This is a genomic window from Caldimonas sp. KR1-144 (assembly GCF_049446155.1).
Lineage (GTDB): Bacteria > Pseudomonadota > Gammaproteobacteria > Burkholderiales > Burkholderiaceae_C > Rivibacter.
The window spans coordinates 689,485-702,776 of record NZ_JBMSEE010000001.1 but is presented as its reverse complement, the minus strand read 5'-3'; the positions used below and the strand labels follow the sequence as shown (position 1 = coordinate 702,776).

Sequence of the window (13,292 nt, the reverse complement as noted above, 5' to 3'; positions counted from 1 at the left end):
GATGGCTCGCTACTTCATCGACCGGCCCATCTTCGCGTGGGTCATCGCGATCGTGATCATGCTCGCGGGTGTGCTCGCGATCCGCATCCTGCCGATCGCGCAGTACCCGTCGATCGCGCCGCCGGCGGTCACGATCTCGGCTTCCTATCCCGGCGCGTCGGCCAAGACCGTCGAGGACACCGTCACCCAGGTCATCGAGCAGAAGATGAAGGGGCTCGACGGCCTGATGTACATGAGCTCGACCAGCGAGTCGAGCGGCACGGTGTCGATCACGCTGACCTTCGAGGCCGGCACCGACCCGGATATCGCCCAGGTCCAGGTGCAGAACAAGCTCGCGCTGGCGACGCCGCTCCTGCCCGAGGAAGTGCAGCGCCAGGGCGTGCAGGTCGCCAAGGCGCGCACCAGCTTCCTGATGGTGCTGGGCTTCGTGTCCGAGGACGGCTCGATGAACAACATCGACCTCGGCGACTACGTGGCGGCCAACGTGCAGGACGTGGTCTCGCGCGTCAACGGCGTCGGCGAGGTGCAGCTGTTCGGCAGCCAGTACGCGATGCGCATCTGGCTCGACCCGGCCAAGCTGCAGACCTACAAGCTCACGCCGTCGGACGTGAGCGCGGCCATCAGCGCGCAGAACGCGCAGGTCTCGGCCGGCCAGCTCGGCGGCCTGCCGGCGCTTGCCGGCCAGCAGCTCAACGCCACCGTCACCGCGCAAAGCCGGCTGCAGACGCCCGAGCAGTTCCGCAACATCATCCTGCGAACCGCCAGCGACGGCGCGACGGTGCGCCTGAGCGACATCGCCAAGGTCGAGATCGGCGGCGAGTCCTACGACGTGATCGCGCGCTACAACGGCCGCCCGGCCACCGGCATGGGCATCAAGCTCGCGACCGGCGCCAATGCGCTCGACACCGCCAATGCCGTCGTGAAGACCGTGCACGAGCTCGAGCGCTACTTCCCCGCCGGCATGAAGGCGGTGATCCCCTACGACACCACGCCGTTCGTGAAGGTCTCGATCGAGGAGGTCGTCAAGACGCTCGTCGAGGCCGTGGTGCTCGTGTTCCTGGTGATGTATCTGTTCCTGCAGAACTTCCGCGCGACGCTGATCCCGACGATCGCGGTGCCGGTGGTGCTGCTGGGCACCTTCGGCGTGCTGGCGGCCTTCGGCTACTCGATCAACACGCTGACGATGTTCGCGATGGTGCTGGCGATCGGCCTCCTGGTCGACGACGCCATCGTCGTGGTCGAGAACGTCGAGCGCGTGATGACGGAAGAAGGCCTGTCGCCGCGCGAGGCGACGCGCAAGTCGATGGGCGAGATCACCGGCGCGCTGATCGGCATCGCGCTGGTGCTGTCGGCGGTGTTCGTGCCGATGGCCTTCTTCGGCGGCTCCACCGGCGTGATCTACCGCCAGTTCTCGGTGACCATCGTCACCGCGATGGTGCTGTCGGTGGTGGTGGCGATGGTGCTGACGCCGGCGCTGTGCGCGAGCCTGCTCAAGCCCACGCACGGCCACACGGGCGGGGTGCTGGGCGGCTTCTTCGCGCGCTTCAACCGCGCCTTCGAGCGCACCAACGACGGCAGCCGCTCGCTGGTTGCGCGCCTGATCGCGCGCGACAAGCGCACGCTCGCGCTCTACGCGCTGATCGTCGCGGCGATGGCGGCGCTGTTCGTGCGCCTGCCCAGCGCCTTCCTGCCGGCGGAGGACCAGGGCATCCTGTTCACGCAGGTCACGCTGCCGGCCGGCGCGACCACCGAGCGCACGCTGGGCGTGGTGCAGCAGGTCGAGAAGCACTTCCTCGAAGACCAGTCCGAGGCCGTCCAGTCGATCTTCACCGTCACCGGCTTCAGCTTTGCCGGGCGCGGCCAGAACGCCGCGATCGGCTTCGTGAGCCTCAAGGACTGGAGCGAGCGCAAGCGCCCCGACCTCAAGGTCGATGCGGTGGCCGGCAAGGCCATGGGCGCGTTCTCGCAGATCCGCGACGCGCTGGTGTTCGCCTTCTCGCCGCCGGCGGTCACCGAACTCGGCAACGCCAGCGGCTTCGACTTCCAGCTGCAAGACCGCGCCGGCCTCGGGCACGACGCGCTGATCGCCGCGCGCAACCAGCTGCTCGGCATGGCCGCGCAGAGCAAGGTGCTCGCGGCGGTGCGGCCCAACGGCCAGGAAGACACGCCCGAGCTGCGCCTGGACGTCGACCTCGCCAAGGCCGGCGCGCTCGGCGTCGCGCAGGCCGACATCAACGCCACGCTGGCCACCGCCTGGGGCGGCAGCTACGTCAACGACTTCATCGACCGCGGCCGCGTCAAGAAGGTCTACCTGCAAGGCGACGCCGGTGCGCGCATGAAGCCCGAGGACCTGGGCCGCTGGACGGTGCGCAACGCGGCCGGCGAGATGGTGCCGTTCTCGGCCTTCGCGAGCGCGCACTGGAGCTACGGCTCGCCGCGCCTGGAGCGCTACAACGGCCTGGCCTCGGTGCAGATCCAGGGCCAGGCGGCGCCGGGGCGCAGCAGCGGCGAGGCGATGGCCGAGATGGAGCGCCTGGCCGCGCAATTGCCGGCCGGCATCGGCTTCGAGTGGACGGGCCTGAGCTACCAGGAACGCCTGACCGGCGCGCAGGCGCCGATGCTCTACGCGATCTCGCTGCTGGTGGTGTTCCTGTGCCTGGCCGCGCTCTACGAGAGCTGGTCGATCCCGTTCGCGGTGATGCTGGTCGTGCCGCTGGGCGTGATCGGCGCGCTGATCGGCGCGTCGCTGCGCGGGTTGTCGAACGACATCTACTTCCAGGTCGGCCTGCTGACCACGATCGGCCTGTCGGCCAAGAACGCGATCCTGATCGTCGAATTCGCCAAGGAGCGCGTCGAGCAGGGCCTCGGGTTGGTGGAAGCCACGCTCGAGGCGGTGCGGCTGCGCCTGCGCCCGATCGTGATGACCTCGCTGGCCTTCGTGCTCGGCGTGCTGCCGCTGGTCACCGCCAGCGGCGCCGGCTCCGGCGCGCAGAACGCCATCGGCACCGGCGTGATGAGCGGCATGCTCTTCGCGACCGTGCTGGCGGTGCTGTTCGTGCCGGTCTTCTTCGTCGTCGTGCGCCGGCTGTTTGCCCAGCGCACGCCGCGCCCGGGCGACGCGCCCGCGGCCGCGCTGCCCGCTCCGGAGGCCACCGCATGAGTTCGATTCGATTCCACACCCTGGCGGCGGCCGCCGCGCTGATGCTGGCCGGCTGCGCGAGCATGGCGCCCGAGCTCACGCTGCCCGAGGCGCCGGTGCCGGCGCGCTACGAGGGTGCTGAAGGTGCCACATCGGTCGCCACGTCCGCCGGCACGACAACGGCGCTCGCCGACTGGCGCGGCTTCTTCGCCGACGAGCGCCTGCGCGCGCTGATCGAGCGCGCGCTGCTCAACAACCGCGACCTGCGCGTCGCCACGCTCAACATCGAGCGTGCCCGCGCGCAGTACCAGGTGCAGCGCGCCGACCTGCTGCCCACCGTCTCGGCGGGCGGCTCGGGCTCGCACCAGCGCACGCCGGGCGACCTGAGCGGCACCGGCCAGCCGGTGACCTCGCACCAGTACAGCGCCTCGCTGGGCGTGGCGTCCTACGAGCTTGACCTGTTCGGCCGCGTGCGCAGCCTGCGCGACCAGGCGCTGTCGCAGTTCTTCGCCACCGAGGCGGCGCAGCGCGCGACGCGCATCAGCCTCGTCGCCGAGCTCGCGAATGCCTATCTGACCCACGCCGCCGACCGCGAGCGGCTGCAGCTCGCGAAGGACACGCTGGCCAGCCAGCAGAGCTCGTTCGAGCTGGTGCGCCAGCGCCATGCGCTGGGCACGGCCTCGGCGCTCGACGTGCGCCAGGCGCAGACCAGCGTGGAGAGCGCGCGCGTCGACGTGGCGCGCTACACCAGCCTCGTCGCGCAGGACCGCAACGCGATCTCGCTGCTGGTCGGCATGCCCGTCGACGACGCGCAGCTCGCGCAGGCGCCGATCGAGGCGCTCAACGCGCTGCCCGAGGTCGACGCCGGCCTGCCTTCGCAGCTGCTGCAGCGGCGCCCGGACATCGTGCAGGCCGAGCAGACGCTGCGCGGCGCCAACGCCAGCATCGGCGCGGCGCGCGCGGCCTTTTTCCCGAGCATCACGCTGACCGCGTCGGCCGGCTCGGCCAGCGCGAGCCTGTCGGACCTGATTCGCGGCGGCCAGGGCGCGTGGAGCTTCATGCCGCAGATCAGCGTGCCGATCTTCGACGGCGGGCGCAACCGCGCCAACCTCAAGGTCGCCGAGACCGATCGCGACATCGCGGTGGCGAACTACGAGAAGGCGATCCAGTCGGCGTTCCGCGAGGTGGCCGACGCGCTCGCCGAGCGCGCCACGCTGGGCGAGCAGCTCGACGCCCAGCTCGCGCTGACCGAAGCCACGGCCGAGACGCATCGCCTGTCGCAGGCGCGCTTCGATCGGGGCGTCGACAGCTCGCTGCAGGTGCTCGACGCGCAGCGCTCGTACTATGCGGCCCGCCAGAACCTGATCGCCACGCGCCTGTCGCGGCTGACCAACCAGGTCACGCTGTACAAGGCGCTCGGCGGCGGTTGGCAGGACAGCAGCCCACGATCGTGAAACCCAAGCGACACCACGACCCCGAACACGCCAAGGCGCGCCGCGAGCAGGTGCTCAACGCCGCGGCCGAGTGCTTTCGCCGCCGCGGCTACCACGGCGCCGCGATGGCCGAGGTGGCGCGCACCGCGGGCATGAGCCCGGGCCACATCTACAACTACTTCGCCGGCAAGGAAGAGATCATCGAGGCCCTCGTCGCACGCGACGTGGAAGAGATGTTCTCGATGCTGGGCGAGATGCAGGCGCGCGGCGGCGAGCTGATCGACGCGATGATCGATGGCGTTGACTTCGGCGTCGACAAGAACCTCGATCCCGACCGCGCCGCGCTGGAGCTGGAGATGCTGGCCGAAGGCGCGCGCAACCCCAAGGTGGTGGCCATCCTGCGCGAGGCCGACGCGCGGGCGCGCGCGCGCTTTCGCGAGATGCTGACCGGCCCGCGCGGCAGCCTGCGCGGGCTCGATGCGCGCGAGATCGACGCGCGCATCGAGGTCGTCGGCGCGATCTTCAACGGCCTGCTCGCGTGCGGGCTGATGAATCCCGCGCTGGACCGCGACGCCGTGCTGTCGGTGCTGCGCCCGACGCTGCGCCGGCTCTTCACGCCCTGAGCGAGACGGCTCAGGCCTTGTAGGCCACCGCCGCCGCGCCCGGCCCGGCCAGCGCGATCACCTCGGTGCGCGCGAAGCCCGCCTCGCGCGCCCAGCCGTCGAAGTCGGCGCCGCTGTAGTCGAAGGCGTCGCCGAACTCGATCAGCATGTTCAGCGACATCAGCAGCCCGAAGGCGTTGTGGCGCCGATCGTCGTCGATCAGGTGGTCGATCGCGATCAGGCAGCCGCCCGAAGGCAGCGCGTCGAAGGCCTTGCGCAGCAGCCGCTGCTTGGTCTCGAGGTTCCAGTCGTGCAGGATCATGCCCATCGTGATCACGTCGGCGCGCGGGAATTCGTCGGCCAGGAAGTCGATCGACTGCGCCCGCACGCGCGCCGAAAGCCCGCGCCGCTCGATGTGGCGCTGCGCGATCTCGGTGACCGCCGGCAGGTCGTGCGTCGTGCACGCGAGGTGCGGGTGGCGCTCGGCGACGATGCAGGCGAGCTGACCGGTCGCGCCGCCGACGTCGGCCAGCGAGCGAAAGCGCCCGAAATCGAAGCGCTCGGCGAGCAGCGTGAAATTGCCGGCCGAGAAGCCCGTCATCGCGGACATGAACTGCTCCAGCCGCGCCGGCTCGCGGTACAGCGTCTCGAACATCGAGCTGCCGCCATCGCGCAGCTCGTTTTGCGGCAGGCCGCTGCGCAGCGCCTCGCCCAGGCGGCCCCAGAACGGGTACAGCCGCGCGTTGGCCATCTCCAGTGCGCCGCCGAGGTAGGCGCCGCTGCGGCGATCGAGGTAGAGCTGGGTCTCGGGCGTGTTGCGGTAGGCGGCCTGGGCGCCGCTGCCTTCGCGTTCGAGGAAGCCGAGCGCGAGCAGCGCGTCGGGGAAGTCCGGCACCGCGCGCGGGTGCAGTTGCAGCCGTTCGCGCAGCTGCTCGGCGGTGAGCGGTCCGTCGCCGAGGGCGGTGAAGACGCCGAGCTCGACGGCGGCGAGCAAGGTCTTCGAGCGCCAGAACGCGAGGCCGGTGTCGAGGATGCGGTCGGGGTTGGGCAGGGTGGGCATGGGCGGCTCCTTGCGGCTCATCGCGGACTCAGCGGGCCGGCGCGGGCGCGGCGCCCTCGGCGACCCAGCGGCGCACCAGCACCGCCATCTGCTCGGCGAACAGCGGATCACGCACGTCGGGCGCGGCGTCGGCCGCCGGCGCGGCGGGGCACTGGCCGGCCAATGCCGGCTTGCTGGGATGCACCAGCGTGGCCGCGGCCACCAGGGCCACGGCAGCGGTCAGCGCGGCCGTCGTGCCGCGGGCGGGGGAACTGGATCGGGTCATGGTCGGCTCCGTCGGGTCGGCGCCGCGGCTGCGGCGCATGACGATCAGCATCGGCGCTGGACGGCGCTTCTGCCATGGCCCGAATGGGAGCAGTGGCGGGCCATGGCCTCCTCCCGCGAGGGGAGGCTGTCGGCCGGGATCAAGGTTTTCATGGAGCCGCGCGTTCGCGGCAGGCGGCCCCCGCCGGGGGCTCATGCCGTGGCGGTCGGCGCTGCGCGCCGACTCCGCTGCGCTGCTCGGGCCGGGGGCGCGCCGCGGAACTCGCTACGCGGGCTTGCAGCCCGCTGCGCTCGAACAGCCGCGGCGAGTCAGTTCACGATGCGCGCGAAGAGGCTGGTGCGGGGTTTCGCTGCGAACAGGCACGCCTTTGCCACCCGCCCGGCACTACTTCAGGTTGATCAACGGCGTCCCGCCCCCAGCCGGCAGCACCACCGTGCTGTTGCCCTGCTTGGCGAACGATTGCATCGCCTCGATTTCCTTCATGCGGATCAGCGCCGGCGTCAGCGACTCCGCGATGATGCGGTTGGCCTTGGCGTGGCCTTCGGCCTCGACGACCTGGCGCTCGGCCTCGGCCTTGGCGAGTTCCACTTCCTTGCGCTTGGCCTCGATCTGCTGGTCGACCTTGGCGCGCTCGCGGATCGCGTTCTCGATGTTGGCGTCGGTGACCAGGTTGCGCACGTTGACGTTGGTGATGAAGAACGAGCCCTTGTCCGACTTGTCCAGCTCGGACTGCAGGTTCTTGCGCACTTCTTCCGACAGCTCGGCGCGCTTGGTGTGCATGGTGGTCGCGTCGAAGCCGGCCACCGACTTGTAGACCGCCTCGCGGGCCTCGCGCAGCATGCGGTTGTAGCCGACCGCGTAGTCGCCGCCTTCGGTCTTGGTGACGTCGCCCTGGTACTTGACGAACAGGTCGGCGACCTTGCCCGGGTCGACCTTGAAGTACACGTCGATGTCGACGTCCTGCATCGTCAGGTTGTCGCGCGACTTCGGCCGCAGGTCGGTGAGCTGGACCGCGACCTCCTTGGTCGTGAACTCGTCGACCGACTTGAACAGTGTCGAGTAGACGCCGGGCGGCAGCTCGTCCGTCGCGACCTTGCCGAAGCTGCGTTCGACGCCGACGTTGCCGGTGTCGATCTGGGAGCAGCCGGCCAGGGTGGCGACGATCAGCGGCAGGAGCAGGGCGCGGGCGTGGTTCATGGCTTCAGCAGGGGAGTGGAAGAGAAGTGGTAGCTCGCGGCGGCGAGCGCCAGCACGATCAGCACCATGGCGCCGAGGCGCCATGCGTGGCGTGCGGCCAGACCGAGCGCCTTCTCGCGCTTGAGCGGCGCGGTGAGCTGCCACGCGACGTACAGGCCGATCACGGCCGCGAGCAGGAGCACGAGATGCTTCACATCGATCTCCGCGGAGTCAGTGCCGGTGGGCGATGGCCTCCCGGCGGCGGCGCATTCTCGCCGCGGGGCCGGCGAGCGACGGCGCTCAAGCGCGGGAGTTCGACCGCCGCCGCGGCTTCAGCGCCACAGGCGCTGTCGTGCCCGGCACCGGCAGCCTCGCTTCCGCCTTCACCTCGCGCAGCACGATGCTCGAGTACACGTGCTGGACGCCCGGCAGCTTGAACAGCGTCTCGTGCAGGAAGCGCTCGTAGCTCGCGATGTCGGCCACGTAGACCGTGAGGATGTAGTCGGCCTTGCCGGTGGTGGAGACGCAGCGCACGATCTGCGGGCTCGCGGCCACCGCGTCCTCGAAGCGCTGCACCAGCGCCTCGTTGTGCTCGCCGAGGTTGAGCTCGACCACGACCGCCAGGCCCAGGCCCAGCTTCTCGCGGTCGGCCAGCGCGATGTAGCCGGTGATCACGCCGGCCGCTTCCATCGCCTTGATGCGCTTCCAGCACGGCGTGGTCGACAGGCCCACGGCCTCGGCGATCTGCTGCACGGTTTGCCTCGAATCGCGCTGCAGTTCGGAGAGGATCGCGAGGCTGTAGCGGTCAAGGAGAACAGATTCTTCGCTCATGGCATTTTTCGGAGAACCGTGTTCTCGGATTAATGGCTGACCCTAGTGTATTGAAGGAGCTCATTCGCGGTTGCGGCGCCTACGCTTGTTCCATGGACACGATCGCCCCGCCCCAGCCCGCGCCTGCCCCGGTTCAGCGCCCGGATTACCGCCTTTCGGACCACCTGTGGGCCGACCACGGCCAGGTCTTCATGACCGGCACCCAGTCGCTGGTGCGCCTGCTGCGCATGCAGCGCAGCCGCGACGCCGCGCGCGGCCTGAACACGCACGGCTTCATCAGCGGCTACCGCGGCTCGCCGCTGGGCATGGTCGACCAGGCCGTGTGGAAGGCCGGCAGCAAGTTCACCGAGCACGGCATCCGCTTCGTGCCGGCGATCAACGAGGAACTCGCGGCGACGCAGGTACTGGGCACGCAGCGCGTGGAGTCGGACCCCGAGCGCACCGTCGACGGCGTGTTCGCCATGTGGTATGGCAAGGGCCCGGGTGTCGACCGCGCCGGCGACGCGATCAAACACGGCAACGCCTACGGCAGCTCGCCGAAGGGCGGCGTGCTGGTCGTGGCGGGTGACGACCATGGCTGCGTTTCGTCGTCGATGCCGCACCAGAGCGACCAGGCCTTCCAGGCCTGGGGCATGCCGATCGTCTCGCCGGCCAACGTGGCCGAGATCGTCGAGTTCGGCCTCTACGGCTGGGCGCTGTCGCGCTACTCGGGCAACTGGGTCGGCCTGACCGCGCTGTCCGAGGTGGTCGAAAGCGGCAGCACGGTCGACATCGACCAGATCGTCTCGCGCGCGGACGCGTGGCTCGATGCCGACGCGGTGCGCGCCGCCACCGGCCACCAGCCTCCAGCCGACGGCCTGCACTACCGCTGGCCCGACCTGCCGTCGCTGCGCATCGAGTCGCGCCTGGCCGACAAGCTCGAAGCCGTGGCCGCGTTCGCGCGTGTCAACAGCATCGACCGCCTCGAGATCCCGAGCCCGCAGGCGACGGTGGGCATCGTCACCTGCGGCAAGGCGCATCTCGACTTCATGGAGGTGCTGCGCCGCCTCGAGGTGACGCCCGAGCTGCTCGAGTCCGCCGGCGTGCGGCTCTACAAGGTGGGTCTGAGCTTTCCGATCGAGACCACCCGCATGCGCGAGTTCGCGAAGGGGCTCAAGGAGATCCTGGTCGTCGAGGAGAAGGGCGCGGTGGTCGAGGCCCAGCTGCGCGAGCTGTTCTACAACGACCCGGTCGCCACCCGGCCCGCGATCTCCGGCAAGCGCGACCGTCATGGCGCGCCGATGCTCTCGGCCCTGGGCGAGCTGCGTCCCTCGCGCCTGATCGTGCCGGTGGCGCACTGGCTGGCCGAGCACCTGCCCGGCCGCGAGGCGCTGCTGAGCCACCTGCATTCGCTCAACGACTTCACGCTGCCAACCCTGCCGAGCAACGCCAGCGACAGCGTCAAGCGCCTGCCGTACTTCTGCGCCGGCTGCCCGCACAACACCAGCACCAAGGTGCCCAAGGGCTCGACCGCGCGCGCCGGCATCGGCTGCCACTTCATGGCCAACTGGATGGAGCGCGACACCAGCGGCCTCATCCAGATGGGCGGCGAGGGCGTCGACTGGGTCTCGCACGCGATGTTCACCAAGACGCCGCACGTGTTCCAGAACCTCGGCGACGGCACCTACTACCACTCGGGCTACCTCGCGATCCGCCAGGCGGTGGCCGCGAAGGCGACGCTGACCTACAAGATCCTGTTCAACGACGCGGTCGCGATGACCGGCGGCCAGCCGGTCGACGGCGTGATCAGCGTCGATGCGATCGCGCGCCAGGTCGAGAGCGAAGGTGTGGCCGAGGTCGTCGTCGTCAGCGACGACATCGGCAAGTACGACGACATCAAGCACCGCTTCCCCGCCGGCACCACCTTCCACGACCGCGCCGAGCTCGACGCCGTGCAGCGCCGCCTGCGCGAGGTGAAGGGCGTGACCGTGCTGATCTACGAGCAGACCTGCGCCGCCGAGAAGCGCCGCCGCCGCAAGAAGGGCGAGCTCGCCGAGCCCGAGCGCCGCCTGTTCATCAACGACGCGGTCTGCGAAGGCTGCGGCGACTGCAGCGTGCAGAGCAACTGCGTCGCGGTGCTGCCGCACGAGACGCCGCTGGGCCGCAAGCGCCACATCGACCAGAGCAGCTGCAACAAGGACTACAGCTGCGCCAACGGCTTTTGCCCGAGCTTCGTCGGCGTGCGCGGCGCGAAGATCCGCCGCCATCCGGGCGTGCTGGGCACGCATCGGCAGGCGCTGCTCGACCGCGCCGCGGCGCTGGCGCGGCCGGCGCCTCATGTCTGGACCGGCCCCTACGACCTTCTGGTCACCGGCGTCGGCGGCACCGGCGTCGTGACCGTGGGCGCGCTGATCGCGATGGCCGCGCACCTCGAGGCCAAGTCGGCCAGCGTGCTCGACTTCATGGGCTTTGCGCAAAAGGGCGGCTCGGTGCTGAGTTTCGTGCGCGTGGCCGACGTGCCGTCGCGTCTCAACCAGGTGCGCATCGACACCCAGCAGGCCGACGCCATCCTCGCCTGCGACGTGGTGGTGGGCGCCTCGCCCGAGGCGCTGCAGACCGTGCGCCACGGGCGCACGCGCATCCTCGCCAACCTGCACGAGATGCCGGTCGCCGAGTCGCTGCGCAATCCGGACGCCGAACTCAAGGTCGACCTGCTGGTCGACAAGATGCGCATCTGCGCCGGCGACGAGCGCGTCGAGACCTTTGATGCGCAAACGCTCGCGCAGGACTTCCTCGGCGACACCATCACCGCCAACGTTCTGGCGCTGGGTTACGCCTGGCAGCGCGGCATCGTGCCGCTGAGCCTGGAGGCGCTGCAGCGCGCGATCGAGCTCAACGGCGTCGCGATCGAGACCAACCAGCTCGCGTTCTCGCTCGGGCGACTCGCGGCCGGCGATCCGGCCGGGCTGGAGGCGCTGCGCGGCGAGGCGGCCGCGACCACGGTCAAGGCCGAGGACGAGCCGCTCGAGGCCATCGTCGCGCGCGGCATCGCGCATCTCACCGGCTACCAGAACGCGGCCTATGCGCAGCGCTTCGAGCGCACCGTGCGCGCGGCCGAGCGCCGCGAGCGCGAGCTCAAGGGCGACGCCTCGCTGCCGTTCACGCGCGCCGTCGCGCGCAGCCTGCTCAAGCTGATGGCCTACAAGGACGAGTACGAGGTCGCGCGCCTGTACACCGATCCGGCCTTCAAGGCCGCGCTCGCGCACCAGTTCGAAGGCGAGCTGCAGCTCGAGTTCTACATGGCGCCGCCGGCGATCGCCAAGGGCAAGCACGGCGCGGCGCCGAAGAAGCGTCGCTTCGGCCCGTGGATGCTGGGCGCGATGAAGTGGCTGGCCAAGGGCAAGGCGCTGCGCGGCACGCCGTTCGATCCGTTCGGGCGCACCGAGGAGCGCCGCATGGAGCGCGCGCTGATCGCGACCTTCGAGGCGCGCGTCGCCGAACTGTGCGAGGGGCTCGCCGCCGAAAAGCTCGCGCTGGCGACCTCGATCGCCGCGGTGCCGCTCACGATGCGCGGCTTCGGCCACGTCAAGCTCGCCAACGTTGCGATCGCGCGCGCCCGCGAGGCCGAGTTGCTGCACCGCTTCGACCCGTCGCGCTATCCGCGCCCGCCGGCCAGCGGCGGGGCGGGGCAGATCCGCGGGATCGCGGTCGTCGCAGGCTAGGACAGTTCGACGACCACCTTGCCGCGCGCCTGCCCCGACTCGACGCGTTGGTGGGCCTGCAAGGCGGCGTCGAACGAGAAGCGCCGCTCGTCAAGCAGCGGCCGCAGGCGACCCGCATCCACGAGCTCGGCAACGGCCTCGAGGATGCGCCCGTGGTTCGCCCGGCCTTGGCCGGTGAGCATCGGCAGCAGGGTGAACACGCCCGAGTAGGTGGCCGAGCGGAAGGACAGCGGCGCCAGCGCGTGCGTGCCCCAGCCCAGGCAGCTCACGACATGACCGACATAGGGCCGGGCCGCGGCGAAGGACGCATCCAGCACCGGTCCGCCGACCGTGTCGTAGATGACATCGAATCCTTGTGCGCCCGTGTGCTGCTGCACATAGGCCTCAACGGACGTCGACGTGTGGTCGATCGGCGTCGCGCCGAAGCCGCGCACGAGCTCGGCCTGCTCGGGGCGCACCGTCGCGAAGACCTGCGCACCCAGGGCCACGGCCAGCTGCACCGCCACATGACCGACGCCGCCCGCGCCGCCATGCACCAGCACCCGTTGCCCGGCGTGCGCCCGGGCGCGGTCGACCAGGCCTTCCCAGGCGGTGATCGCGATCAACGGCAAGGCCGCCGCCTCGCGCATCGACAGGCTGGCAGGCTTGCGTGCCAGCAGGTCCGCATCGACGGCGGCGAACTCGGCCAGGGTGCCCTGCAGTCCGCCGACCCCGCCGACCAGCCCGTAGACCTCGTCGCCGACGCGAAAGCGCTCGACGCCCGCGCCCACGGCCTCGACGACGCCGGCCATGTCCATGCCCAGCACGGCCGGCAGCGCCTGCCTGGCATGAGCCGCCTTGCCGGCGCGGATCTTCGAGTCGAGCGGATTGACGCCGCTGGCGGCGATGCGCACCAGCACCTGGCCGGGGCCTGCGATCGGCCGCGCCAGCGTGCGCGGCACGAAGGCCTGGTCGACGGCCTCGAGAACGAGGGCCTGCATGGTGTCGTTGGCGTTCATGGGGGCTGCCTTTCGTTGATCCATGGATGAATTCTTGGCGCTTCACGATTGCATGTAAATTGACGCCAGTGAGCTCACGCCATTCAT

General features: G+C 70.5%; 10 protein-coding genes. 4 read left to right on the top strand and 6 right to left on the bottom strand.

What is annotated here, in order from left to right:
* The first annotated feature begins 1 nt into the window (after position 1).
* Genes ACO2TI_RS03450 through ACO2TI_RS03440 form a run of 3 tightly spaced genes read left to right on the top strand, consistent with a single transcriptional unit; the run spans position 2 to position 5,195 of the window.
* A complete protein-coding gene (locus tag ACO2TI_RS03450) occupies positions 2-3,160 on the top strand; it encodes an efflux RND transporter permease subunit (RefSeq protein WP_423282044.1) in 3,159 nt (1,052 codons plus the stop codon).
* Entirely contained in the window at positions 3,157-4,593 is a 1,437-nt protein-coding gene (adeC, locus tag ACO2TI_RS03445; RefSeq protein WP_423282043.1) for an AdeC/AdeK/OprM family multidrug efflux complex outer membrane factor, read from the top strand. The genes ACO2TI_RS03450 and adeC overlap by 4 nt, the downstream gene beginning before the upstream one ends.
* The gene (locus ACO2TI_RS03440) at positions 4,590-5,195 is read left to right on the top strand and encodes a TetR/AcrR family transcriptional regulator (RefSeq protein WP_423282042.1); all 606 of its coding nucleotides are present in this window, start codon (positions 4,590-4,592) and stop codon (positions 5,193-5,195) included. The genes adeC and ACO2TI_RS03440 overlap by 4 nt, the downstream gene beginning before the upstream one ends.
* A 10-nt stretch (positions 5,196-5,205) precedes the next feature.
* Here the strand turns inward: ACO2TI_RS03440 and ACO2TI_RS03435 are convergent, their stop codons facing one another.
* From ACO2TI_RS03435 to ACO2TI_RS03415, 5 genes are all read right to left on the bottom strand, one after another.
* Positions 5,206-6,234 carry a methyltransferase gene (locus tag ACO2TI_RS03435; RefSeq protein WP_423282041.1) on the bottom strand — a complete coding sequence of 343 codons (1,029 nt, stop codon included), beginning with the start codon at positions 6,232-6,234 and terminating at the stop codon, positions 5,206-5,208.
* 28 nt (positions 6,235-6,262) lie between these two features.
* Positions 6,263-6,499 (bottom strand): hypothetical protein, encoded by a 237-nt coding sequence (locus ACO2TI_RS03430; protein WP_423282040.1) that lies wholly within the window; start codon positions 6,497-6,499, stop codon positions 6,263-6,265.
* A 384-nt stretch (positions 6,500-6,883) separates the two neighbouring features.
* Entirely contained in the window at positions 6,884-7,696 is an 813-nt protein-coding gene (locus ACO2TI_RS03425) for an SPFH domain-containing protein (protein WP_423282039.1), read from the bottom strand.
* Positions 7,693-7,890: a hypothetical protein gene (locus tag ACO2TI_RS03420; protein WP_423282038.1), complete on the bottom strand. Its 198-nt coding sequence runs from the start codon at positions 7,888-7,890 to the stop codon at positions 7,693-7,695. The genes ACO2TI_RS03425 and ACO2TI_RS03420 overlap by 4 nt, the downstream gene beginning before the upstream one ends.
* A gap of 85 nt (positions 7,891-7,975) precedes the next feature.
* Complete coding sequence (locus ACO2TI_RS03415; protein WP_423282037.1) at positions 7,976-8,506, bottom strand: Lrp/AsnC family transcriptional regulator; 531 nt, start codon at positions 8,504-8,506, stop codon at positions 7,976-7,978.
* Between the two features lie 92 nt (positions 8,507-8,598).
* Here ACO2TI_RS03415 and ACO2TI_RS03410 point away from each other — a divergent pair, with 92 nt between their 5' ends.
* A complete protein-coding gene (locus ACO2TI_RS03410; RefSeq protein WP_423282036.1) occupies positions 8,599-12,207 on the top strand; it encodes an indolepyruvate ferredoxin oxidoreductase family protein in 3,609 nt (1,202 codons plus the stop codon).
* On the opposite strand, the gene ACO2TI_RS03405 is transcribed toward ACO2TI_RS03410, so the two are convergent.
* Complete coding sequence (locus ACO2TI_RS03405) at positions 12,204-13,205, bottom strand: zinc-dependent alcohol dehydrogenase family protein (protein ID WP_423282035.1); 1,002 nt, start codon at positions 13,203-13,205, stop codon at positions 12,204-12,206. The genes ACO2TI_RS03410 and ACO2TI_RS03405 overlap by 4 nt on opposite strands.
* Positions 13,206-13,292: the final 87 nt, after the last annotated feature.